The following is a 23168-nucleotide window of genomic DNA, read 5'->3' on the forward strand; positions in this document are numbered from 1 at the left end:
CAACCATTAAAGACCGTCTTCGTCTTCGTCTTCGGGCAAGCTCCATGTCTCCTCAGCATGCTCGACGGCTTCGACGGAAGTTGGCACTTTCTTGGACTTTTTGCTCTGAGTGGCTCCTGGCGCTGCGTTCTTGGCCGGAGGTGTAACTGGCATCGGCGGAGTTCGGACTCCATCAGTGTGTTCATGCAAATGTGCGTGAACGGCTTGTCCCAAGGGATCCAGAATGATGTCTATCCCTTCTCGACGGGCCAACTTGGCTGCGGGAACGAAATCGCTGTCTCCAACGACAAGGACGATTTGGTCAACAAGACGCTTGTAGGAGAGCGCCGCGACATCGAGGCCGAGCCTCATGTCGACTCCTTTCTGGATGGTGTCCAGCTCGAAATCCTCGTCTCCAAGCTCGGTATTTTCGTCCTTTAGTACCGCAGCTAGCGTGGATGCCTTCAAACGCCATGATGAAGTGTCAAGTAGATGCCCCATCCTCAAGGCAACTTTTCGCTTCTTGCGCAGCTCGTCATGTAGCGTGTTTCTGAAAACAGCTTGTTCGCTTTTCGCGAAATCAATCGCTTTTTTCGTGACCGGATAGTGCATCTTCTTTGAGAATGGTGGGCAGTCGTAATAAAAAATTCGATATAATTCAAAGCTCTCGAAAATGTGCCGGCCGCTCTCGTCGCGACCAGTTTTTTGATAGCGATGCCGTATGGCATGCGCATGAATGAGGCGGGCGACTACCTTAGGATTGGTGTGATCGATGCCTGGAAATTGATGCTTGAGCCGCCTTAGAAAAAAGCCGCCATCAATTAAGACTGCTAACCGGTTCCGGTGCATCGAGGGGCTCATATATGCGAAGCCCCTGGGCTCGGCTTCCCATCTATGATCAGCTCTCGCTGAGGGGGAAACGTACTGCCAGGGGCGTTTCGGCGGTAGAGCTACCGCAACCGTTTTAACTCGTCAAGGGAGAGGATTGTTCCCGCGCGACAGCGCTAACAGAAACACAAAAATGGTAAATAAGGTCCCTCTTTTCAAGCCGACTCGGGTACAAAAATGCCACGTGATCGCGTGGCGCAAAGCTTCAACACAACGTCTCGCACGCTACCCCGTCGCCGTCGCGATCGAGCTTGCTGCCCCATGAGCAGTTGTGCAGATACCATTGGGCTTGGTCACACGAGCTGATTTGCGAGCAGTACCGTCGCGGCTCACACGAATAGCCGCTCTGCGCGACCAGCTCACTGCTGACGATGCCGAGCGGCTGGCTCGATGGTGCCGCGCCGTCGGCGTGTGAAGCACGCCAGTCCCAAGGCGGTTCGAAGTTGCCGACCCACAGACCGACCTTAGCCGCTTCCGCCTTGGCCTGCAGTGGCGCATGGGCGCCGTGGCTGTACCGGGGCCAATCGAGCGCCTGGCCGTGCTCGACCATCCACGCCGCCACGCTGGCGCCGTCGGCGCGCCGGCAGTCGCCGACGAAGCGGTGATAGCGGTCCCACTCGACGAACGTGCATTGCACCGGTCGCGAAGCCGCCAAGAAGCCGTCGAGCGCTTCCGCCGATCGCCGGCCACAGGGATATTCGAAGCCCTTTGCATCATCGCAATACTGCTTGCTCTCCGGTGCGTCGATGCCGTTGAAGCGGATTCGCTGCCCGTGGACTTCGATCGTATCGCCGTCGATGACGGAGGCGACGCCTGTGATCGGCTCCGGTTGCTTAGGCCTGATCAAGCTCTGCAGACTGAACTCATCCAAGCTGTCGGCGTGCTTCATGGCGGTCAGCGCGGCTAAAGCAGCGGCCGCGCCGACGGTCACGAAGACCAGCCGTCGCGGTACGCTAGCCCACCGGAGGGCGCGTGAGCGTCTCGCGCCAGTGCGCTTGCGCCATTGGTCAGATCGATTGTCGTGACGTGATCTATCCAAGCCCTTCTCCCCTGCCTGAGAATGCTCCCAAATGCGGCGCGGGTCTAGAGAAGTCTTACTTGCAGTCAATACTCTCCGCAGCAACGAGCTGGAAGAAGACAGGGCATCATCTACCAGGGCCGTGCTTGACGCCATCATTCACCGGCTTGGCGGCAGGCCAGAATAGCTATCCACTCAAACCCTGCCGCAAGTTCCTCACCTGGGGGGGGCAATGGCCCCTGGAACAATGTCGGTGTTCTGGGCCACCTTTATCCGCCAGCCCGACTGTTCTTCTTTCACAATCAGAAGGAGGATGCCCTTCCGTGGTCCGGCCGGTGAGCCGTCCGGAGCGGATGCACCGGTCAGGGTCCATATATAGTGCAGCGCTGCAAGGCCGGGAGACAGTCCGACCACTGACGAGACAACGCCTTCCAATCGGCTCTCACGAAACATGCTCCCGTGGGTTGCGCGGTGCGCTGCTTCGATCTCGCTGCGGTTCTTCCACCACATGCCCACGACATTGACGAAATTGGCGTCCTCGCAGAACAAAGCTCCAAAGTCGTCCATATCGTGCCTATTCCAAGCGTCGGCAAAGGCGATGGCGGCATCTTCAGGTTTGCTAACCGCGATTGTCATGAAAAGTCTCCTTTGCGCTCCGCTGGGCCATGCGATCGGAATGGTAGCGGCGCCGGCGGGCGCTGTCACCGGAACGGCTCTTGGGAGGTAGCGGCTTAGGTTCTGGTGCGTTTGGAAAGCGCGCGCCACAAATCGGGTTCGTTGGTAGATCCGTTGTCAAAAACTTCGAAGATTTGAGAGGCAAGATATTCCCTCTGGTCCTTGTCCTTGAGCGCCAGCCGGCGTTCTTTGCACAGTCGGTCAAAGACCCGCTGGAGCAAGTCCAAATCAGCGGGTTCGTACACACCTCTGTTGCGCGACAATGACATCGTTGCCGCCCTAAAACCCTGGTCGGAATTATCTCACACTGCAGGGCTGGCGCGAAGAAGAATCAGCGGGTTTGTCGGCGGTGGATAGCGTCTCAGTCGAAAATTTCAGGGAACAGTTTCAGGTCTGGCGGATTTCTATCTCGAGCGGCCAGTCCCCTCCGCCGCTCCCCAAGCAAAAGCCCGTCGTTCTCTCCCCGAGACGGCGGGCTTCGCGTTTCCTGCAGGTATCGCGCCACGTCGATGCTCGCCTACGGCAGGGATTGAGGCGCTTGTCGCGTCATGATCTGGGGCCGCTGTAGACATGGTGGTCGGCCCGGTGCTCAGGCCAAGGCGGCTCGCCTCATTTCTGGGAATTTCTCGTCATCGTCCTGGCAATGCCTTGGCAGCCTTGGTCAGGGTTGCGCGATCATTGCCGTGCTTGCGGATGAGTTCTCGAACTTGAGCCGGTGTGATGTTGTTCTGCAGGGCGAATAAATTCACCTCATACTCATCGTCAAGCGAGATTTGGCCTGCGGCGCGGAGGTAGGCTCTGCTTTTGTCCTTTGCCAATTGGGGCCTCCTTCCGCCAGAATCTCCTTCGAGGAGTTTCCTCTATTCCGACGCGCGATGTGTCTGCCGACGGCGCCACGATCTGTTGCCGGTGTGGCGACCACCAGTGTTGCCTCGACTGTGTTAAGGCGCTGGTCGAGGCGGGCGCCGATGTCAACGCCGTATGGGTTCAAGGCGATCCCAATCACCTGCCGGGCATCATCACAGCCTACCATCTCGCAAAGCATGACGACCACGCGGATATCGCCGTCTACCTTTTAGCGCATGGAGTTGTCATCCTGAAGCCGGAGCCGATTTCCACCCGATCGTCGAAGGGCGACCCCGCCAAGGGGGCGGCTTTCTTTGCCTCAACCTGTGCGGTCTGCCATGCCGTACGGGCTAACGAAATCTCGACCAACAACGGGCCGACCCTTTGGAACGTCGTCGGGCGCGACAAGGCATCGGCGAAGTTTGAAGGCTACTCTAAGACCTTGCTGGCCTGGGACGGGACATGGACATATGAGGACCTCAACGTCTTCCTTGCCGGCCCAACGCTGACGACCCCCGGTGTCAACATGGAACTTCGCGGAGTGTCCGAAGAGGCCGACCGTCTGAGCGTAATCGCCTATCTTAGAACCCTCGCCGACACACCAATGCCACTGCCCTAGCTAGGGCCCAGACTCAATCAGCTTAGCTGCTGCCTTGTCCCGGTTTGGTCGGATGAGGGTGGTCAGTTTCAGGGCAGCGGGCTCGGCTTGTCGCTGAGAGTACGCAAGTAGGCGATCACGTTGACCCTTTCAGCCTCGTCCGGAACCCCAGGCATCTCCATGTAAACGCCTGGGGTGGTGACCATGGGCTCAAGCAGATATTTATTCAGGTCCTCGTAAGTCCAAGCACCTTCCCAGCCCATCAAGGTGGCGGAGTAACGCGCATTTGGCACTGATGCCTTGTCGCGGCTAACGACGCCCCACAAGTTCGGTCCCGTCTTGTTTGCGCCCTGCGGCTCCGCGCTGTGGCAACCGGCACATAGGTGGGTGAAGGAGGTATGGCCTTTCTCGACATCGGCAGTAGCCAACTTCATCGCGATCCGAGCCGGCGTTGGCAAGACGACGCCGTGCGACATGAGGTAGTCAGCGATTTCGCGTAGCCCCTTGAATTTCGCCAGATGGATCGGCGTCTTGCCGTCCTTTGTCTTCACGTTGACGTCCGCGCCGGCCTCGACCAGTGCCTCAACGCAATCGAGGCAATCGAGATTGACTGCGATGTGGATAGCGCTTTCGCGGCTGCGCTTCGAATTTGGATTTGCGCCTCCGTCCAGCAACAGTTTGATCAAGTCGATCCTGCGTTTAGCCAAAGCCGGCATCAGGGCAGGACCCAAAAGCGTCGGGGCGGCGTTGACGTCAGCGCCGCGTTCGAGGAGCAGTTTTGCCGCCGCAAGATGCCCACCCTTGACCGCAAGATAGAGCGGCGTTGCTTTCCCATCGCTCTCATCGACGTCAGAACCTGCGTCGAGCGCAGCCGTGATCCCCGCCACGTCGCCCTTCGTGGCGGCGTCGTGGATGGCGGCGGCATGGGATGCAGTCGAAATCTGTGCAAAAAGCAATGGGACTAAAACCAAGAACCCGCGCATTGGCATCTCCGAAGGCAAGCAAGTCGGAGCCCCCCGTTCATCGGATAATCCCCAACGGCAAGCCCGATGACGTCAGTCTTATACTCCATTCGTGAATGCTAATATACAAGTGATCATAGCCGAGTTGGGATTAAATGTTGGGCGCCCTGCGAAGCTCTTTAACGGTCCCGCGCAAAGACCGCCGACCCGAACACCCACGCTCATCTGGTTCCGGGCCAGAAATCCCTTTAAAATGCCGCGATGAAGCGCAGCAGCACGATCTATGCCGTCTATCACCCGCCCGTGTTCGGGCTTCCATTCCTCGCCGTGGTTCTAAAGCCGGACGGCACGATAACGTCTCGGCAGTTTGAGACTGTTGATGAGGCGCGCGCCTTCAACAAGTTCAGGCGGATCAATCAAGCGGCAAGACGCAGCATTAAAGGAAAAGCCCCAGCGCTGAAGGGGTGTTCGGCGCCGGGGCTTTGTTTGGGCATGTACGCAATACCCTGCATGTCCACGTATGAGCTTGCGTTAATATCGTGAACGAAGGGTGAAGCGTCACCGTGACCCGCTGGTGCCACCACCCACCCGAAGCGGAGCCCTCAAGCAGATGCTAATATTTGCGTTCGGACATGGAACGGAAGGTCGCGATTGCTGATTGTAGCTGGCAGCGGTCATGTCCGCTTCTGGGTCGAGAGCCCGTCGCCCTTTTCTCTCCTCCGGCGACGGGCTTCCTTGCTTAGGCCATGTGACCGTCGCAGAGTGCACATGCCCCCGGAACGCCAACCGGTCTCTTGGGGACACGGCCCGGCTCGCGAAATCCTGTGTCACCTAGATAAGCGAGCCGGGCTGTGGGTGTTCCAAAATCGCTATTGGCAAGCGATCGGCGATGAGGAATATAATCCTCCCCGGTGCGGCGACCTCATTTTCGGAGATCGCCATGACAATGAAATTCCCGTTTCTAGAAGACACGCTCGGCAAGAAGCTGGAGGCTGGCAGCGGACTTTCCGTCGACTGCCTCACCTGCAAACGCCATGTCGTGCTTGATGTCGCTGCGCTTGTGCAGCGTCTCGGCCCCGACCAGCCGTGCCTTCATTGGGATCTGGTAAAGGTGATCTTTTCCCACGAGTGCCGCCGCGCCGGCCGAGATGACCGGAACCTTCAATTTACCAACCACGCGGCTACGCCGGACAAGCGCAAAGGCTGGAGTTTATGAAACGGGAGCGGCCCGGCAGGCTGGCGTGGGTAGGCCAGCAAACGCCGGGCCTAACCGGCGCTGGGTTGGGGGGGCGAACGCGGCGCCGGCTGCCGAAACAATACGCTCCTGCCGAAATAGCAGGCACGTATCCATAAGGACGAACGGGGGAGTAGCCCAACGTTTCAGTGTTTCACCTCGGGACCGAATTGCTGGCATCAATTTTGCGTCAGACGAACTGCTGGTACAGCAAGGGATTTTTTCACATTGCGACTGTCTGCTCAGCCTGCGCGAAGGCCAGGATCGCCGAAGTGCATATACTCAGCGCCGCTGCAGATCGAGGATGTGCAGGTCGACGAGAATGGCGATGTGACCGTCTCGATTATTGCTGACGACATCTACTCGAAGAATTCCACACAGCGCTATCAGATCACGTTGACTGAAGCCGAAATCAGCATTCTCGCCCACGGCGTCAGGCCCCACAAAGCATTGACCGCCGGCTAGGCGGAGGGCTGGACGCTGTGGTCATAGCCGGCCCTCAAATTTGAATGCCGCCACAGTTGCTTTGTCTCACAGTGGCCGAATGTCGAAATACCTCTTCGAGGTTGTGAGAAATGGACATGCCCTTGGCGATGCCTGGGTCGATCTCGATAGCCTGAGCGAAATGCGACGAGAGGCGCTCAAGGCTCTGCAAGACATTGCAGTCGACGAAATGGCCTCAAGCGATTTGGATGAATCCATGACCGTCTCCGTCTGTGACGAAGCCGGGAGACTGATCTATTCTGCTATCATCAGCGTCTCTCAGTCGTTTCCGGTTTCGCAGGAGCCCCACTAAGCGGGGAACATCCCTGGGGCGGTAAGTTGGTGAGGCAAGGCCCGCTGCTGTCCCCCGGCAGCGGGTTTCGCTTTAGCGCAACAGCAAGTACGCGCCCATGCCGGCCATTAATGAAGGTCGAAAAGTCAAACATACCGACAGATATGATCTTTCCGGGGCGATTGGATGGCGGGCCCTTTTTCGCATTGACAACGGAAGGCCGCATGGCGATGACAGCATCGATTCAAACACGGGGAGCTGCATGACAAAGAAACCATATGTGAAGCCTTCACTAGCGAAGAAAGCGAAGCTGTCGACCGTGGTCGCATTCAGCCTGTCCGGGCCGCTTCCACCGCAAGAGATTCCCGAGACCTGAGACATCAGGTGGACCGGCCCGCTGGCTCCGGCCGGGGGGTTTGCTCAGCTGGCCTTTTGCGGCAAAGGGCTCGGCGCTCCGATGCTCGACTTAATGCTCGGAGAAGGCGGCTTCATTCTCGCATCCTCCCTCCACTGCTTGAAGCGAACAAAGGCTTCTGCTGCGGCATCGCATTGGATACGCGATGGCCCATTTGAGTGCAGGATTACTTGCGCTGCGCGCCTGGAGAGGCCGTGCTTTTCCATAAACAAATCGAGGTCGTAAGGGCAGTTGTCGGAGACTGGGTCACTGCTGACCTGATATTTGCCCACTCGATCCTCCTATTCCCTCACGGCAACGCGCGAAGTCGGCGAGCAGTCTGCGATGGAATCGGCGTCGACTGTGACCAAGCCACCGCCGTCAATCCGAACGGTTATCTTGCCGTCGGTGCTATCGACGCGTGTCGCAAAGCCGCTGATTGGGACTTTTTCACCGGCCCTGGCCTTCTTCGGTGTGTCGATCGCAAGGGGAAAGTTGTAGGTCGGGATGCTCACGCTCGAAACGCCATCCTCCATCACCTTCAGGATGGTGGCTGTCAAAGTGATCTCGTCACCAACTCGCGGACCTCGCGCCATCGTCTCCATCGCTTTGAGCCGGGTAGTTATTTAAACATTCAAGTTAGCTAAAATGTTCCGGAACCGATCGGGGTTTGGTGCCTTGAATCGCGGTCCTCTCGAGTTGCATTAATGCGTTTGAAGTTTATCGAGCCGTTGATGCCGACCCTTGTGGAGAGGCCGCCCGAAGGCGATGCCTGGATCCATGAGGTGAAGTTCGACGGCTACCGGTCGCAAATCATCATCGATGACGCCGAAGTGCGCATCCTCACGCGACGCGGCCTCGATTGGACAGCCAAATATCGCGATCTGGCCGAAACCACGAGAGGGCTGAACGTCCGGAGTGCGATCATAGATGGAGAAATTATCGTGCTGAACGACGCGGGAGTCTCCGATTTTGGCGAACTGCCCAAAGCCATCACCCGGCGCCAGCATGATCTCTATTTCGTCGCCTTCGATCTCTTGCATCTAAACGGATACGACCTGCGCGACATGCCCTTGATCGATCGCCGGGAAATCCTCCAGGCGATGATTCCCGAGGGTCAACACATCCAGTTCAGTGAGGCGCTGCCAGGCACTGGCGACGCGGTGTTTCATCTTGTGGATCGGGCTGGGCTCGAAGGCATGGTTTCGAAGCGGAAGGATAGCAAGTATCGCTCTGGGCCATCGACCAACTGGTTAAAGGCGAAGTGCTTCACCATCGACGAATACGAGCTGCTTGGCGTCGAGCGCGAGGCCGGCAAACCGGCTTTCGCTCTGATGGCCGAGCGCGGCACCGGGCGCTATATCACCTTGAACCGGGAAATGCGCGAACGACTCTGGCAGCGCGTCCAGGAGGCTCCAGGAAGTCAACCGAAGGGTATGAAGCGGCCGGCGACGCAGTGGGTAAAGTCGGGGCTGATCGGACGTGTGAAGCACCTGCGGGGCGAGGCCGACCTACGCCATGCTTCGCTGCAGGATTTCCGGGAAGAGGATTGATGGAACCTATCGACCTAAGCCGCATTTGGCCTCATGGTCAAAGCCCGCACACGCGAGTCAATTTCCGCTTTTGAATGTGACGTGATCCGCCAAGCCTTCCTGCGGTGGGTTGCCGAGGACAATCCGCCCGAAGCGCAACGGCGCCCGGCCGTAAAGAACATCGTGCGCATCATGTCAGGCTACGAGACCATTGACCCGGACTTACTGGACTGGATTGTGCGGAAGGAACCGTGAGGCTCGCTCGACGTTGGATCTGTCATGAATCCCCGTTGCCAACTTCCTAACCCATGCAGCGGGCCTACTGAATAGCCCGGCGCCCGATCGTGTCGCTCTGCCATCCTGCTGAGCAGCCGGGCTATTCGGTTCTCGCCAAATGACTCGCAAATCCCCCCAACAGGTGTAAGCTCTCTTGTTGACCCGACAACCCAAAGGGGGGCGTCGATGTTGTGTTCTGTCGTTCCCATTAATTCAGGTCAGTTCAAGCGGGCAGCGCCACTGCAGGGTCGCCGAGTCCTTGTCGTCGAGGACGAGTATCTGATCGCGATCGAACTCGAAGAGGCGATCACCGAAGCTGGCGGCAGGGTAATTGGCCCGGTGGCCAATCCTGAAGATGCATCGAGGAAAATCGCCAGCGAGGACGTCGAATGCGCCACGGTTGACATAAAGCTGGGTGCTGCCGCGACTTTCGCCGTCGCGGCCGAATTGAAGGCGCACGGTATCCCGTTCATATTCGTCACCGGGTATGACCGGACCATTGTCCCAAGCGAATTTTCGGGCGTTCGGCGTCTTGTGAAACCCGTTGTGCCCGATGGCCTCATCAGGCATTTGATAGAGCTGACCTAAGTTTCCTAGGAGCGAGCAATGTTCCGTTTGGCGGCGGAACCTAATGCCCGGCCGGCGCTTGTCGCGAGATAGTACGCGCGGCATCAACTTTCTCCACAAATGGATTTCCAACAACATCCCGGAGACGGTCGGCGCCGACATCATCTCCGTGGCTGAATTGGCCCAACAGCTTTTTTGCTGGCGCCAAGGCACTCGGGATCGACAGCACGGAGATCGAGGAAGAAATTGGGAGCGTCTATGAGGTGATCTTTGACGCGACCGTTCATCGCGAGGCCGGCTTGGCGGATTGAACGATGGGATGCGGTTGCCCAATGCTGAACTCATAGACCTCGCGCAAATCCTCGTCAGTCACCCTGACCCAAATGAATTCGGCTGTTCGAGCTTTGACATCACATCCAGTACCTTCGCGAGCTGCCTCTTCTGGTGTCTCAGCCTTCACAACTCGCCATGTAGTGACCGTCTCACCCGACATTTGTTCAACAAAATACTCTGGCATCGGGGCGTTCCCCAGGTTGACTGGGATTCCAACTTCTGACGATGCCCAATGTTCCGCTCGGTTTGCTGGCTGCCCTGAGCAAAGCAGCGCCTGCAGTTGCGAATGCTTTAACTGTCTGGAACTCCTCGCGCCCCTCGTGCATTGTTTGCTGTAGCGGTCGATTTCTCAGGAATGTAGCCGCTCCCAAACCAATAGGCCTTCCGCCATCTCCCTCTGGCGGAAGGCCTATTGGTTCAAGCGCTACGTCACTTCGAAAGCGGCCATAACTTCGTTTCGTCGGCCACTCGATGTGCTGGCCTTTCACCGTCGACGTCTTATCGACGATCGAGTGCGGGAAGCCGTAGGAGGGGATCGAGACGCTCACCCGGTCTTCCGTCACCCGGCGCCGTACTGTCGCGGGGACAGCTACCTCATCGCCGATCTTGATGCCCTTCGCCATGAAATGAGTCTGGTGCGGCCGCCGGCTTCGTGAAGCAATGGAACATCAGGCTCCGGGCGAAGTTGATCAAGCAGACGGCGCGCGGCTGGGCTCCATCGCGCGTCGCGTCGGGTGGGTGTAATTCGCAACCAGGCGCACACTGGAAATGCGATTCCGCCGGCCCGATAGAGAGCCCGTCTGGCACCCATGGCAGGCGGGCTCTTTCATCCATTTTGGGCTTGAAAAAAACTCCCGGCCAGGCTTATAAAAATTGACGTTTCCCATTGCTTCCTGAGGAGAACTGCGATGGATAACGTGATCCCTTTCCGCAAGAATGCTTCTTGCGTTGAACTGGCCGAGGTCTGCGGCGAATGGTTCGTCCGCGTCGTCGAGCACGACCAGGAATTCACCCGATCATTCGACACGGTAGCGCACGCTCTTTCATACGCCGAAGGGCAACGAAGACGGCTTGGGCTCGACAAGGTGACACGCGTCTAATCCGTGGGAATGACGGTCCGATGCCCCGCCGCGAAACCCTATTGCAAATGGCAGAGCGCCATGTCCTTGAAGGCGAAGCGCTGATTGCCCGCCAGCGCCGCCTGATTGAGAGTCTGGCGCGAGACGGGCATCCCCGCAAGAGTTCTTGCGAAGCTTCCTGAAGGCACAGGCAGAGCACATCGCTCATTTGCAGGGTCTCCTAGATGAGTAGGGTCAAGGCGCCACAGGCTCGCCCCGCTCCGGACCCGCGCTCCCGCCATCCCACGGCAGTCGAGGAATGACCGACGCGGATGCCGGTGAGACGACATTGCCCGCATCGGCCACTGCGGCATTGTTTAGGAGGGGGTATGCCGCGCGCCAAACTTAGCACTCGCGAGCGGGTTTGTCAGAGCCCGATCGCGCCTTCCATCAAGAAGGCACCCAGGGCGCTCATCAGCGCTTCGGCGCTGTCCCTCTCGAGGTGAAGCTCGATCTCTTCGTTGTCTTCCGTGATCAGCAGCAACTTGCCTACCAGTGGGTTGTGCGAGATGACCACTATATCGTCATCCTGATAATCGGCTTCTCTGGCCATAGATCGAACCTTCCACTCTGATCGCGCCAGCATGCAGCGGGGCCGCAGAGAAGCGCCAGACTGCGCTGGCGAGCATCGCTAGGCCGATTGCGGCAATGTAGAGCGGGACGAAGGGCATCACACCCAATGGAGAGAAGAACCGGCGACCGACGTATACTGTTGTTGGGGCGCATTGGGGTACTTGAAAACGTCGGCCGCCGGCCTCGGCGGGGGTGCGTCACGAATGACGCAGAGTCAGTTTTGAGTGTGATTAGATCACCCTCAATCAGATTGCCGGCTTATGGTGAACAAGCGGTTACTATCCACAGTTCGTGCAGCGGAGCGCTATACGGCAACTATGCCCGCGCCTTTCGCTTGGCTGGCGCCTTCTTCGCGGGTTTCGCTCCGGGCTTGCGACCGAGTCCGCTGGCCTTCGCCAGCGTGGATCGCTGAGCGGCGTAGCTCGGCGCCACCATCGGATAGTCCGACTTCAAGCCCCACTTTTCGCGGTATTCTTCGGGTGTAAGGCCATAGTGGACGTTGAGATGGCGCTTTAGGGATTTGAACTTCTTCCCGTCTTCAAGGCAGACGATGTAGTCAGGAAAAACGGAGCGCTTCGGGTTGACCGCTGGAACCAGGGCCGGCGTCTCGGGATCCGGCGGTCCTCCGATTTTCGAAAGCGATGAATTCACGCTCTGGATAAGATCCGGGAGAGACGCAACCGGCAGCGGATTGTTGCTGACGTAGGCAGACACGATGTCTGCGGTTAATTCGATCAGGCTGGTCGTTTCGTCGGCCAAGTTGAATCTCCTTTATGAATCCCCTCGCCGTCGTAGCTTTTGAAAACCGTCTTATCAACAATGGAAGTAGCCGTCGGAATTTCATCTCGTGCAAATCCACTGCAGCATGCCTGATCCTACCTTATCGACAAAGACGTGGGGGACGCCGGCCAGCACTTCACCTATCTTGTCGATCGTGGCTTGAGTAACACGTGAATTCTTCGGACCGGACCGCTCAGCCAAAATCCATCCTGTTGGCCCACATCGACAGAATGTCAGAAGCGTCGGATTATCGCCGTTCCAGCGGTAGAAATAGCGCTGACCAGATTGGATTGAAGCGAGGGCGTAGGCCAACTCCTCGCCACCCTTCAGGCAGTTCGCAAATTCCTCTCCCGTCTTACGCAGCTGCTGTGCCGTGGTGATCGGGATCAGGGCGTCGGTCTGATCCAATGGGGGGGTTGGAAACGGCGTCAGGCTGAACAAGTTTGCTAGGATAGCTGCCGGCTGGCGGCCCTGAGTAATGGCTCGAACCAATAGCTGCTCGTCGTATATTGGCGCCATCCTTGAAATCACCCACAGCAGCTCAACCATTACCTGAGCTGGCATCTTGCACTTCAGCAGCGCGCGAATGACTCGGTTCGACGCCGGGATGGTGACAGCCGTTGCGAGTGAGACAAGGTCGTCATCTAAGACCTTGGCTGACTGATGGATGTGATTTGCCAGCGGTCCGCCCGCCGAAAGCACTTGATGGAGCGCCAAATAGACGGGCCTCGGCCTTGCAAATGGTCCGAATTTACCCAGTGCCGAGATCATTCCCGCAGGGCATTCCCCGAATGCTTCTGTCAGAATTTCCCTGGGCTTGCCGAAAGTGAAAAGCCGGTACGTTTCGTCTACATCGCGAATCGCCGTACCTCGGGTAGCGAGCCATGCATGCCACGTGTGTCGTCGGGTGTCGGCCGCGAGCAGGTATTCGCTGATGCGATCGTGCTGCCATATCGACAGAACTTGACCGCTCTCCTGCCGTGCCAGCAGGGCGACAATTGATTTCTCCGACCCGTTACCGTTGAGCGACGAGCTGATTCTATTTTGATGCATGGCGGGCTATCTCCTGGTAGCTCCGCCCTCATCTTAAAAGTGACCAAGGGCAACGGTTTTGGCGCCAGGTCTAGCGGACGGCCCGAATGACCATCCGTTCAGAATGGCAGAGTGAGCAAATGCCGCGTTCCCGATCGAAGTCTGAAGTTGTACCAAGGGCAGCCGTGATTTGGGAAGAGTGCGCATGCGAGCGCAATCCGGCCGCTTCGACTATGCAATCATCGCAAACAGCTTGTGGCTTGCACGACGTAATCAATTGGTTGACGCGATGAGCAATGACCATGGTTTACTAACTCGGCTGACCCTGACGGAGCCAGACCATAGTAGACCCTAGCGTGACTAACCATGCAAATTCGCTCGACAACCCGTTGTCGATACTCATCCGTTTGTGGATAGCGCCGCCCATCGGAAACAAGTTGATGGAGAACGGCGATGGACGCTCGCGTCATCAAGGCGCTGGCCTGCGAAAGCAGGCTCAAGATTTTGGATTTTCTCAACTGGCCCGAGCTGTATTTCCCCGATGAGCCCGACGCGCGACAGACCGGCCTGACGAACAAGCTAATTTGCGGCCGGCTTGGCCTCACACAAGAGTCGGTCAGCCTGCACATGCGGTGGCTGACAGATGCCAGATTGGTTTCGGCCACGAAGGTGGGGACACGAGTCTTCTACAAGCGCAACGAGCCAGGGATTGACGAGGCAATCACCAGCCTGTGCGAACTTCTGCAAAGACCGACTTCGGAAAACAGTAGCTAATCATGCCTCGACACAGCTACTGGCAGCACACCTTGCGAACGTAGGTGTTGCCGAACGTCGCATAGGCGTCGTCGGGGATCGCGCCCCTCGCCTTCATCTCCCTGACCAGACCTTTGGCCATCGGCTCATCGAACGTGCTTTCCAAGGTGATCGCGAACCAGCCATTGGTGGCAAGATAGGCAGACAGAGGGATCGATGCGGAGCGCACATATGCCGCCGCTTCGGCATAGTTGTCGAAGCTCTTGACCTGGATATGCCTCTTCCCGAATGGGCCGCTGTCGTATTGGTCGACGTGAACCCAGGTGTCATGCATGTAGCCCACCTGATTTCCGGTTTGGACTTGATACCAGCGACCGCTGCTACCAAGAATCGCCACCCAACTCCCGTTCCTCAGCACCGCGACATTCGCCGACTTTCCTTCCGGCAACGCCTTCAGAGGTGCCGAACCTTTAGGGTGCCCGATACGACCCGAGCGGGCTTGCGGAATTGCAAGCGACGGAGCGGTTGGCGAGGGTGGAGCAACTGAGGGAGGCGGAGTGGCTGGTGGCGAGGGCGCGGTGGGTTGCTGCTGAGGCATTGGCGTCGAGGGCGGCACCTCGCTAGCAACCTGGCCATGGCCGGCTTCTGGCGTGAAGGTAACAACCCTGTATTTTACCATCTCGCTCATCGACAGATAACGGATGTCGTTGCTGTCATATTGCAGCGAAAGCTGGAGCAGAGCCGGGTCCACACCCATCTCGATCATATAGGTCATGACATCAGCGGTAATTTGCTGAACGGCGGAGACGGCTTCCTGGGTGGTTAGGGAAACATCGCCCTGGAAAGACGATTTGTGAACGCCGATCGAGCCTGGGTCAGCGTAGCGGATGACGCCGCCCAGGAAAGCAAGCGAGCATGCCGAGGCGCACTCGACGGCCCTGAACTGGATCGTATTGATGCCTAGCCTGCGAATGAGGCGTCCGAGTTCCATGGCCTTCTGGATGTTGCCGCCTGGAGACGAAAATGTGACGGCGGTCGCCGAATTGGATCGCACCTGGTTCTCAAAGGTAGACAAGTCGTCTTGATAAGCGAAATCGCCTGACACCAAGATATAGTGCAGTCCCCAGCCAGTCTGTCCGGCTTGGAATTGCAAGCCGGCGTGAGCTGGAGCGCCCGGCAAAATCGACGCGATAAACAGCAGGACGCGAATGGAAAAGAAGCGAAACATGCCCAGAAACCCCAGGCAGAAGTCTAGTGGTAGTCAGGCAACCCTGTCGAATCATTGTTTCGAAGTTGGTGAACTTCACGCCGCGGTTTCAACGCACTCGGAAGTTGGATGTCAGCACGCTAGTCCGGCTCTGGCGGCTTTCTTCACACTGCGGGCTGTCTGACCGCTGAAAATCCGATAGCAGCTCTAGAAGTGGATCGAGCCCTTTTCGCAGCGGTGCCATTTGTACTGATAGCTGGCTTGGCCGTTCTTGCCGTAGCACCATTTGGCAGCTTCAAGCTGGCGGGACAGTGCGTCTCGCGCATTGCAGGCCTTTTCGGTCTCAGGATCATCTCCCGAGCCGCCACGACAATTTTCATTGGCAGCTTGCCATTGCCGGATCAGCCTGGCTGGTGAAGTGGCTGTTGGGGTTTCAGCCTTCGTGCCGCTTTCCCTGTTGGCAGGGACGATCGCGATACCGGGAAGGTCGGTACCTTGATTGAGCTTGACAGTCGGAGCCTTGGCGTCGCAGGCAGTCAGTTCGCCACCGTCAATTCTTATCGTCTGCTCCCCCTCGACATCCAGTATGAAGGAGCGCTGGAATGGATTTCCGGTCTCCAGGCAATCGGCTTCCACAGCATAACGATTTGTCCGCAGCTTTCGAACGGATGCGACGACGCATCCCACTTCGGGAACCTCATAGGCGTGACCAGCCTTCGAGACGGAAAACTCGATCGAGTCCAGTTCGCCTTTGCGAAACTGCTCGCATGCATTTGCTGACCGCATATACGAGCCATCGGCGATCGGCAGGGCGTCTGACGCGTGGGCTGTCGGTCCGCAAGCGATCAAGAATAGCAGCGGAAGTACCGTTTTAATGTGATGGCGGGCCAGGAAACATCTGGAGAGGACATCCATCGGATACCCTCTCAATAGTAATAGCGTTTGTTCCGGAACAGATACATCAGGATGTACACCGGGATCCAAAGGCCGCTCGTTATGATCGACAGAAGGATGTGGAACCAGTGGGGGAATCGCCTCAACGTCGTTCCGGTTCCAGAAGCTGCCGCGGCGGCAGCAGCCCCGCCGCCGGCATTCATAAACACCTGAGGGCTGTTACGCTGGCTTTTCAGAAGCTCGATTTCCCGCATCTGCGGATCGAGAATTTCCCCGCAGTGCTTGCATTTCTTGGATTTCGGATTGATCGGCTCCGCGCAATACGGGCAGTCGATCGTTGCGGCTGGCAAAACGGCTTCTTCCATGCATTACCCCTTTTCACCCCGATGCTGGGGTGGTCCCTTACGCTGGGATAGCGATACCCTCGCAAACCTGGGCAATCAACAAAAACTGGTAGTTCTCTACGAATTATTTCCAGACGTTCGTAGCCATCTAGGTTCAACGATATTCGCAGGCAGCGCACATCTGCGATATGTCTGCGATCGACAATTTCGGCATGATTCTGAAGGAGCTACGGAAGCTTCGGGGGCTGACGCAGGATGATCTTGCGTCTCGCACGGGCAGATCGCTTGACGCCGTTTCGCAGTGGGAGAGGGGTGTCAATTGGCCGAGTTTCGAAACCCTAATTCGACTCAGTGAAGCTCTCGATGTTCCGGTCGAGAGTTTCTTCGAGCAGAACACGGCCAATCGATCAGGTGATCGGCTCAAGAAAGAGGTTGAGGCGCGATTACTGCTGGGTGATTTGACCGACGGCGATCTGGTTGTGGCTGTCGAGCAGCTGCGCGCACTTGCAAAACGCCGCTAAGGCGTCTGGGCCAGCCCCCCGAATTGCAAAGGGCTGGCCATGTATTGCACTCGTTATCCCGAGGGTCAGCGGCCCTTCTTGAATCGTGCCCGGACCTGCTCGGACACCGTCGCCAACTGGCTATCGAACGTGCCGTCGATCGCGGCCTCGCGTGCCTTCTTCAGCGCATCGACAACGCCGGCCATATCCCCGCACGCGATCGCATGCTTTCCTTTGGCAAGCTCCAGCGGAACCTTGCCGTACTTGATCGATAGCGTCGGCTTGCCGTCGATATCGATCGTCCACCAGCGGCCACGGAATTTCCGGCCGACGTTCTCCGGCTCCGCCATATAAAGCTGATGGTCGATTTGCATGATCAGCCGCTGCCGACGCTTGGACGCCGGGTCGGTCGGTGCCTGCTTCGGCGCTGCGACCAATTTCAATCCTTCGAATGCCATTTGCGATCTCCTTCCGTTGATGATCGACAACGGCGTCCCGTCAGATGGCTGAGAAGGTCAACAGGTCGCCGCGCCGTACCTTGCTAAGAGGGACATCTCGCTTTTGATCGACTGTGTGCCGCCACTGCCCTCGCTATGCGGCTTTAAGAGCCTCGTTTTGATTAACCGGCCGATCCGGCTCCGATGAACTGCTCTGGTCAGGTTGCTCCGCGGGTTGATCCGGAACGATAGCGATGCCGTCTGGCAAGTAGAGGTTCATCGCATAGAACCTCAACAGCTCCGACGGCTTCGATACGTTCCGGAACAGCTCGGACGCCTCCTGGAAATCGATGACAAAGTCATGGCTTGGATATGCCGTCACGAGATGATGGACAGTGTCTTCGGAGGCATTATTAGAGACTTGGATAAGACGCTTGCCGTATTCGATCGCAGTATCGATGGCGAGTTGGCGCGTGCCGAAGACCGTCGGATCCAGTTTCGACGCCAATCCTGATACCAGGTTGGTGGCGAGATTCGCACCCACCTTGCTCGCGAGTTTGAAGCTGACTGCGGTCTCGCTCCTAGTCACTAGGCTGACAGCGGTATCCTCCATGATTCTAAAGGCTGCATCTCCTAGCGCGCGCAGAGCTGCCTGAGAGGACAACGCGGACTCACGCATGCTAATTTCGTCATGCTTTCGAATTTGTGGATCAATCGGCCCCATAATAGCGCTGCTATCCATAATAAGGTCATGCGCCCCTAGGGCCACGAAGGTTCCGGCACTCATGCAAGAGAACGGTATGTAGACGGTCAGTCGCTCATAATTGCGATGGAAGTGACGAGCGATCTGATACCCAGCCGCTCCCTCGCCGCCCTCGGTGTTCAAAATCAGGATCGCACGCGCGTGCGTTGGGTCTCCCGTGGCGGCCTGTAGTCGCTCCAGGCCCTCCCCATTGATGGGTGCAAAATAACTGTAGATGTCCGCTCTTTCTTCGTCAGACACTTGCTTCGCAAGAGCCTTCGTAACTTCTTTATCCTGGCGTTCTGTCATCAAGTTCTCTCCGTTGTACGCACATTCCTCGAAGGAAGCGCGCAATCCGTATGCCACAACAGGAAGAAATTGTCAAGAAACTCTATGAATATCCCGTATAATGTCTGGTTGAATTGCAGTTACATGCCAGTAAATTTAAAGACACAACCGCCGTCGGCCAAAAGTTCTACGGAATTCACGATTTTCTCACCAGGGCCATTCACGTAAACCGTAAAAGATGCATATGGGTGTGAGGAGAGAAACAATTACGGGACCGGCCAGTTTATCTGGCGTGTGTTAACCCCAACGAACCTCATATCTCCGGTCTGCTACATTCAAAAAGGTTTTCCATGCGTGTGGATGAATTTTGACATGGGTTGGCCTGGGGAAGAAACATATCGATGTCCAATTCCGGGAAACATTTCTCCTTGAGTCTCTCGAGCGCCACTACCGATCGGTCGCTGACGATCCATGTGTGAGGCTGAAACTCTGAACGCTTGGCATTCTCGACGTCGGTCACCTGACATGGGATGCCCGCGCCAATGAGAAACCCACAAAACCGCTCATGGGAGACCTTACCCATGCGCTTTAGCACAAGGTCGAACCCGGCCTGATAGTGTTTGAAAGCGCGGGTCAGATCGCGCCGCGCCCGTTTCAGATCGCCGTCTTCCTTGCCGGCGTATCGCATGACCGATTCCCTGGTCTTCCGGTTGGTCTCGATATATCTCTGGAAAGAGCTCAAGTCCGAAACGGACTTGAGAATCCTGTAAGGATTCGTAGCCCACTTGTCCCAAGCTTCTCGGACACGCTGGAATTCGTCCAGGTCCTCTATTGGTTCCGACGCGAAGGAAAGGTGAGTGTAGGCCTTTCCCCCGAATTCGACCGATCTGTCCAGGATTTCGATTGGCCGACGTTTCCAGTCAAATTCCATCGATAGGCGCTTGGTCACTGATCGCATCACAAAATCAGCGCCGAATCGGATCATGTCTTTCAGGCCGACCCCGGACTCGTATGTCAGTTGCTGCCCGGCAATTCGATTGAAAAACAGCTCTACGATCTGGGCGTTTTCCTCATCCGGCTTCAGGTCTCGCAGGTCGAGCTTGATGCCGCCCTTCTGCAGGACGATATTTTCATCGAGTCTGTCGCCGAGTCCCAGCTGCAACGTTGCTGATCCTCTTGTCCTCCAGCCGAGAGGTTGGCGGATCGTGTGTTTAACTTCCATTGGCGGGTCATCGCGGCCGAGCTTCAGCTTGGCTTGCTTAAACGAAGCGAAGATCGGGCCGCCTACAGCATGTGCCAGGTCTGCGTCGTTGGCGTTTGACAGAAACCCATCAGTCGTCACGCTGAAAACTTGGACTCTATCGGGGAAGCTGTTGAGCACTTCGCCGAGCACGGCTCGCGTGTATGATGTAATGAACGCTGCGAAGAACGGTTGCGTCAGCTCACTTTCTGGCAATTCAACCATGTCATCGGCGCGAAGGTCGTATACCCGCTTCTTCCGAAGCCCCTGTGCGGTTTTCCCGTATGTGCTGTTTCCGACCTCCTTCCAGAACAGGTTGCCAAACGTTCCTTTTTTGAATTCCTTCCTGCGGGTGATGCAGTCGTTGATGAAGTCGATGAACACCCCAGCCCCTTGTTCGACCGGTACCCTAACGGAGTATCGCTTCTCAAGGTTCGCTCCGAGTTGTCTTGCCAGTACCAATTCCGGGGCTGCGCAACATGCGCGTCCCTTTCGGGGAAAGATAATGCCGTTAGCCGTGCGAACCGGCAGCGTGGGAAACCGAACAGAGACTGGAAATTCGAAATCGACCGATGCGAATGCAAGATCAAGCAACTTGATCTCTTCGAGTGCTACGTCGCGCTCAATCTTCTCCCAGTCCGGCTTGCACAGAAGCGTCATTGCCGTGGGGTAGGCCGAGCTTAAGTCGTGATCCCGCCAAATCCCCTCGTCGCAGATCCCGTACATGAATTGCTCGTTGCGTCCGCCGTGGTAAGCTTCCGACACAAAATCCAACTCGTAGTGGACGAGTTCCTGGTGTGGATGGATCGTTTTGGTCACCAGTCGCCCGAGCCGCTTGCTGAAGGAGCGTACCTTCTTCTCTTCACGGCCCAATATGTCGTCCGGATTCCAGCCTTTTTGCTCCCATTGCCCGATCGCCAGCTTAGAACCGAACGAGGTCAGCGTTAGCGGCATGGCGAACTTTCCGAAGAGTTCGTCGTATTGACGGATCAGCTGCTCGGCATAATACGTACAGATTTCCGCGTCTCGGATCGCATATTCGCGGAATTTCGACCAGTTTTCTGACCGGAATTGTTTCATATGCTTTTTGATTTGCCGCTCTTCAGTGAGCGTGTCTGCCAGCTCGATCTTATTGAATCCCAGCATTTTGCCGACGTCGGCCAGCTGCTTGGCGCTGGCCGGTGCCAGCAGGATCGTATCCCTCAGCCTGACCTTGAATTCAGCTATTTCGTTCCCACTTCGGTCGACAATCTCCACTGGAATGGCGCGATCGATTGAGACGAACGTGCTGCGCACATTGTTCATCGTGAGCCTTGCTTCGTCGGCAAACTCATCGAACATCGGTAGGTCGGCGCGCGTAAAGTGTCCAACCAGATAGACATCGGTAGGAACTTTGTGGCTCGGGTGCTCCATCACAAAAGTGCCAATGGCTGCCGCAATGAAATCTCGTAGAAGCCAACGCTGCCCGTTATCAGGAATGATTATCCCGCTGGATTGGATCGGTACTTCGTCGCGGCATTCCTGCGAAATCAGCCTTACGCAGAATTGATAGGACAGGATCTCATTCTTGGCTCCGTGCGCCTCGTCCTTGGTCGAACCGATCGCATCACGAGACTGGTATTCGGTGTCGAACCCGATAATCAGGTGCGCCGAGGCTGCCTGTGCCTTTTGCCCGCGCTTCCGCTCGGGTGCCGGTTGGACATTTCCAGGCGTAATGGTGACTTCAACAACGGGATCGTCGGCGTTGATTGTGGTAGAATATTTTTGCTCGTTAAGCGTCCTCGTGTCGCGGACCGTCGCAACCGGCGTCACAGCGCCGAAGTGCTGCTCATTGGTTTCGCGGCCAGTGTTAAGTTCGTTGAAAACTTCCATGGAAAGCCCCCCTTTTTGCTTCAAGCATGCGCTGAGAAGGGCTTCGCCCAAGACGGGCGAAACCCTATTTTTTGCAAAAATGGGTAGTTATGCCGCCTTTTGGCTCAGTTCGTCGGTCCAGTCTGGCTGAACTTCACGTGCCTGGTGACGGCCGGCAAACCAATCGGAATAATTGGCGACGTTTGCCATCTCGCTGCAGTTTGGCACTTCGCCAAAGAAAGGCTCGAACGGGTCAGGCGTCTCTGGCAGCGATGTGCTGTGAAGAGTTCGGATGACTGCGGTCAGTTCAGAGCCCTCATGGATCGCCCCGTGAATGTCGTTCCCCACCGCAAACAGAGTGCCGCCCGCCTGCTGGACGTTCCGAAACAGTGTCTTCGCCTGTCTGAAGTCGATGACGAAGTCATGGCACGGGTAGTCTTCCGCTAAGCTGACCACGGTGTCCTGGTCAGCGTTGCCGGATGTTGCTGCAAGACGGCTCCCGTACCCGATAGCCTCTTGCGTAAGACGGTTGTTGCGACCCAGCAATTCGGGGTCGACCTTTGCGAACAACGACGTCATCATGTTCGCAGCCATCGTTCCGCCGGTTTCAGCAGCTTGCTTGAAGCCGACAGTGCCCTGGCCACCTTCGATCAGCTTGGTGACTGAAAATTCGAAGAATTGGAACGATGCCCTCATTATCTCCTCTACGGAGGCGCGAGCGGAGCTTCGCGGAACTTGACCGTCAATTGGTCCTAGCTCCGAAAACGGAGACATCCAGATCCGGTTAGCCCCAAGCGCAAGGACTGTCCCCGCCGCTTTGCATTCTGCAGGAATGTAGATATCGAATTTGTCGTAAAAAGTTTGGAAAAGTCTGGCTATTTTGAAAGCAGCGGAGCCAGATCCACCGGTTGTGATCAGAATTAGTAGGACGTTGTCTGATCTGCGGGCTAACAGCACTTCTCGGCGAAGCGCTTCATACCCTTTTTCATCTATTTGCCCAGCGTAGATATATATGTCGCTGGAGTATTCCTTAGAGGCCTTGAGGCCGAGTTCGTCGAGCTGAGTTTTCGAGGATGTTGATCCTGCCATGCGATTTCTAGTCCCTCCGTTGGCGCCTTGCAGAGGTGTCCCCGCGGGCGGATCGGGGAGATAGGTACGGCCGGTTGTCGGTGCAAGACCCCGCTGAATAAGAATTTGCAAAAAATTGCAGATCGTTTCTTTGCGCTTCCCGAAATGCCCTCGGTTCACGCGCAGAACCTCCGAAATTGTGAATTCGTGGCGCTCGTTTTGGCCCACGAATGGTCGAATCGGTCGATTGCCGATACCCTTCAT

28 protein-coding genes and 1 pseudogene are annotated in these 23168 nt (G+C 56.9%); 11 read left to right on the forward strand and 18 right to left on the reverse strand.

Translation table 11 applies throughout. The annotated features are described in order from the left end of the window. Positions 1 to 6 precede the first annotated feature (6 nt). The 4 genes from EN786_RS25280 to EN786_RS25300 form a co-directional block, all read right to left on the reverse strand. Entirely contained in the window at positions 7 to 840 is an 834-nt protein-coding gene (locus EN786_RS25280) for an NYN domain-containing protein (RefSeq protein ID WP_210212281.1), read from the reverse strand. A gap of 232 nt (positions 841 to 1072) precedes the next feature. After that, entirely contained in the window at positions 1073 to 1798 is a 726-nt protein-coding gene (locus tag EN786_RS25285) for an excalibur calcium-binding domain-containing protein (RefSeq protein ID WP_245478153.1), read from the reverse strand. Between the two features lie 303 nt (positions 1799 to 2101). Next, positions 2102 to 2521, reverse strand: a complete 420-nt coding sequence (locus EN786_RS25290) for an SgcJ/EcaC family oxidoreductase (protein ID WP_127309228.1) — start codon at positions 2519 to 2521, stop codon at positions 2102 to 2104. 668 nt (positions 2522 to 3189) lie between these two features. Then, on the reverse strand, positions 3190 to 3378 hold the full coding sequence (locus EN786_RS25300; protein WP_127309229.1) for a DUF3606 domain-containing protein: 189 nt from the start codon (positions 3376 to 3378) through the stop codon (positions 3190 to 3192). A gap of 59 nt (positions 3379 to 3437) precedes the next feature. Here EN786_RS25300 and EN786_RS25305 point away from each other — a divergent pair, with 59 nt between their 5' ends. After that, on the forward strand, positions 3438 to 4025 hold the full coding sequence (locus EN786_RS25305; protein ID WP_245478154.1) for a c-type cytochrome: 588 nt from the start codon (positions 3438 to 3440) through the stop codon (positions 4023 to 4025). 68 nt (positions 4026 to 4093) lie between these two features. Here EN786_RS25305 and EN786_RS25310 read toward each other — a convergent pair whose 3' ends face one another. Then, positions 4094 to 4987, reverse strand: coding sequence for an ankyrin repeat domain-containing protein (locus EN786_RS25310; protein WP_127309231.1), 894 nt, complete (start codon positions 4985 to 4987; stop codon positions 4094 to 4096). Between the two features lie 240 nt (positions 4988 to 5227). Here EN786_RS25310 and EN786_RS25315 point away from each other — a divergent pair, with 240 nt between their 5' ends. The 4 genes from EN786_RS25315 (at position 5228) to EN786_RS25325 (ending at position 6996) form a co-directional block, all read left to right on the forward strand. Then, positions 5228 to 5509 (forward strand): hypothetical protein, encoded by a 282-nt coding sequence (locus EN786_RS25315; RefSeq protein WP_135861010.1) that lies wholly within the window; start codon positions 5228 to 5230, stop codon positions 5507 to 5509. A 397-nt stretch (positions 5510 to 5906) separates the two neighbouring features. Further along, positions 5907 to 6182, forward strand: a complete 276-nt coding sequence (locus EN786_RS25320; protein WP_127309232.1) for a hypothetical protein — start codon at positions 5907 to 5909, stop codon at positions 6180 to 6182. A 324-nt stretch (positions 6183 to 6506) separates the two neighbouring features. Continuing rightward, positions 6507 to 6665 carry a hypothetical protein gene (locus tag EN786_RS37815; RefSeq protein WP_189340271.1) on the forward strand — a complete coding sequence of 53 codons (159 nt, stop codon included), beginning with the start codon at positions 6507 to 6509 and terminating at the stop codon, positions 6663 to 6665. A gap of 79 nt (positions 6666 to 6744) precedes the next feature. Continuing rightward, a complete protein-coding gene (locus EN786_RS25325) occupies positions 6745 to 6996 on the forward strand; it encodes a hypothetical protein (protein ID WP_127309233.1) in 252 nt (83 codons plus the stop codon). 399 nt (positions 6997 to 7395) lie between these two features. On the opposite strand, the gene EN786_RS25330 is transcribed toward EN786_RS25325, so the two are convergent. Next, entirely contained in the window at positions 7396 to 7662 is a 267-nt protein-coding gene (locus EN786_RS25330; protein WP_127309234.1) for a hypothetical protein, read from the reverse strand. Between the two features lie 9 nt (positions 7663 to 7671). Next, positions 7672 to 7929 carry a hypothetical protein gene (locus EN786_RS25335; RefSeq protein WP_245478155.1) on the reverse strand — a complete coding sequence of 86 codons (258 nt, stop codon included), beginning with the start codon at positions 7927 to 7929 and terminating at the stop codon, positions 7672 to 7674. A gap of 147 nt (positions 7930 to 8076) precedes the next feature. Between EN786_RS25335 and EN786_RS25340 the strand changes: the two genes are divergently transcribed. Beyond that, a complete protein-coding gene (locus tag EN786_RS25340; RefSeq protein WP_127309236.1) occupies positions 8077 to 8922 on the forward strand; it encodes an RNA ligase family protein in 846 nt (281 codons plus the stop codon). Between the two features lie 33 nt (positions 8923 to 8955). Continuing rightward, positions 8956 to 9156 carry a hypothetical protein gene (locus EN786_RS25345; protein WP_127309237.1) on the forward strand — a complete coding sequence of 67 codons (201 nt, stop codon included), beginning with the start codon at positions 8956 to 8958 and terminating at the stop codon, positions 9154 to 9156. Between the two features lie 234 nt (positions 9157 to 9390). Here the strand turns inward: EN786_RS25345 and EN786_RS38720 are convergent, their stop codons facing one another. Beyond that, positions 9391 to 9906 (reverse strand): hypothetical protein, encoded by a 516-nt coding sequence (locus EN786_RS38720; protein WP_246688758.1) that lies wholly within the window; start codon positions 9904 to 9906, stop codon positions 9391 to 9393. Between EN786_RS38720 and EN786_RS25355 the strand changes: the two are divergent. After that, positions 9809 to 10055, forward strand: a pseudogene (locus EN786_RS25355) (hypothetical protein). The gene EN786_RS38720 and the pseudogene EN786_RS25355 overlap by 98 nt on opposite strands. A 930-nt stretch (positions 10056 to 10985) precedes the next feature. Continuing rightward, positions 10986 to 11177, forward strand: a complete 192-nt coding sequence (locus tag EN786_RS25365) for a hypothetical protein (protein ID WP_127309775.1) — start codon at positions 10986 to 10988, stop codon at positions 11175 to 11177. A gap of 385 nt (positions 11178 to 11562) precedes the next feature. Here the strand turns inward: EN786_RS25365 and EN786_RS25370 are convergent, their stop codons facing one another. The 3 genes from EN786_RS25370 to EN786_RS25380 all read right to left on the reverse strand — a co-directional run bounded on the left by EN786_RS25370 (position 11563) and on the right by EN786_RS25380 (position 13601). Beyond that, positions 11563 to 11748 (reverse strand): hypothetical protein, encoded by a 186-nt coding sequence (locus EN786_RS25370; RefSeq protein ID WP_127309776.1) that lies wholly within the window; start codon positions 11746 to 11748, stop codon positions 11563 to 11565. A 335-nt stretch (positions 11749 to 12083) separates the two neighbouring features. Next, positions 12084 to 12527 carry a MucR family transcriptional regulator gene (locus EN786_RS25375; RefSeq protein WP_127309777.1) on the reverse strand — a complete coding sequence of 148 codons (444 nt, stop codon included), beginning with the start codon at positions 12525 to 12527 and terminating at the stop codon, positions 12084 to 12086. A gap of 81 nt (positions 12528 to 12608) precedes the next feature. Further along, positions 12609 to 13601, reverse strand: a complete 993-nt coding sequence (locus EN786_RS25380) for a hypothetical protein (protein WP_127309778.1) — start codon at positions 13599 to 13601, stop codon at positions 12609 to 12611. A 432-nt stretch (positions 13602 to 14033) separates the two neighbouring features. Between EN786_RS25380 and EN786_RS25385 the strand changes: the two genes are divergently transcribed. After that, positions 14034 to 14354 (forward strand): helix-turn-helix transcriptional regulator, encoded by a 321-nt coding sequence (locus EN786_RS25385; protein ID WP_127309779.1) that lies wholly within the window; start codon positions 14034 to 14036, stop codon positions 14352 to 14354. 16 nt (positions 14355 to 14370) lie between these two features. On the opposite strand, the gene EN786_RS25390 is transcribed toward EN786_RS25385, so the two are convergent. The 3 genes from EN786_RS25390 to EN786_RS25400 all read right to left on the reverse strand — a co-directional run bounded on the left by EN786_RS25390 (position 14371) and on the right by EN786_RS25400 (position 16799). After that, entirely contained in the window at positions 14371 to 15561 is a 1191-nt protein-coding gene (locus EN786_RS25390; RefSeq protein WP_127309780.1) for a hypothetical protein, read from the reverse strand. Between the two features lie 186 nt (positions 15562 to 15747). Continuing rightward, complete coding sequence (locus EN786_RS25395; RefSeq protein ID WP_127309781.1) at positions 15748 to 16455, reverse strand: hypothetical protein; 708 nt, start codon at positions 16453 to 16455, stop codon at positions 15748 to 15750. Positions 16456 to 16466: 11 nt separating this feature from the next. Then, entirely contained in the window at positions 16467 to 16799 is a 333-nt protein-coding gene (locus tag EN786_RS25400; protein ID WP_127309782.1) for a hypothetical protein, read from the reverse strand. A gap of 167 nt (positions 16800 to 16966) precedes the next feature. Between EN786_RS25400 and EN786_RS25405 the strand changes: the two genes are divergently transcribed. Then, positions 16967 to 17299 carry a helix-turn-helix transcriptional regulator gene (locus tag EN786_RS25405; protein WP_127309783.1) on the forward strand — a complete coding sequence of 111 codons (333 nt, stop codon included), beginning with the start codon at positions 16967 to 16969 and terminating at the stop codon, positions 17297 to 17299. Positions 17300 to 17364: 65 nt separating this feature from the next. On the opposite strand, the gene EN786_RS25410 is transcribed toward EN786_RS25405, so the two are convergent. The 4 genes from EN786_RS25410 to EN786_RS25425 all read right to left on the reverse strand — a co-directional run bounded on the left by EN786_RS25410 (position 17365) and on the right by EN786_RS25425 (position 23168). Beyond that, positions 17365 to 17766, reverse strand: coding sequence for a hypothetical protein (locus tag EN786_RS25410; protein WP_145972929.1), 402 nt, complete (start codon positions 17764 to 17766; stop codon positions 17365 to 17367). A 103-nt stretch (positions 17767 to 17869) separates the two neighbouring features. After that, on the reverse strand, positions 17870 to 18766 hold the full coding sequence (locus EN786_RS25415; protein WP_127309785.1) for a hypothetical protein: 897 nt from the start codon (positions 18764 to 18766) through the stop codon (positions 17870 to 17872). 292 nt (positions 18767 to 19058) lie between these two features. Continuing rightward, positions 19059 to 21857 (reverse strand): DNA polymerase, encoded by a 2799-nt coding sequence (locus EN786_RS25420; protein ID WP_127309786.1) that lies wholly within the window; start codon positions 21855 to 21857, stop codon positions 19059 to 19061. Positions 21858 to 21944: 87 nt separating this feature from the next. Continuing rightward, the gene (locus EN786_RS25425) at positions 21945 to 23168 is read right to left on the reverse strand and encodes a hypothetical protein (RefSeq protein ID WP_127309787.1); all 1224 of its coding nucleotides are present in this window, start codon (positions 23166 to 23168) and stop codon (positions 21945 to 21947) included.

This window comes from Mesorhizobium sp. M4B.F.Ca.ET.143.01.1.1, from assembly GCF_004792275.1.
GTDB lineage: Bacteria > Pseudomonadota > Alphaproteobacteria > Rhizobiales > Rhizobiaceae > Mesorhizobium > Mesorhizobium abyssinicae.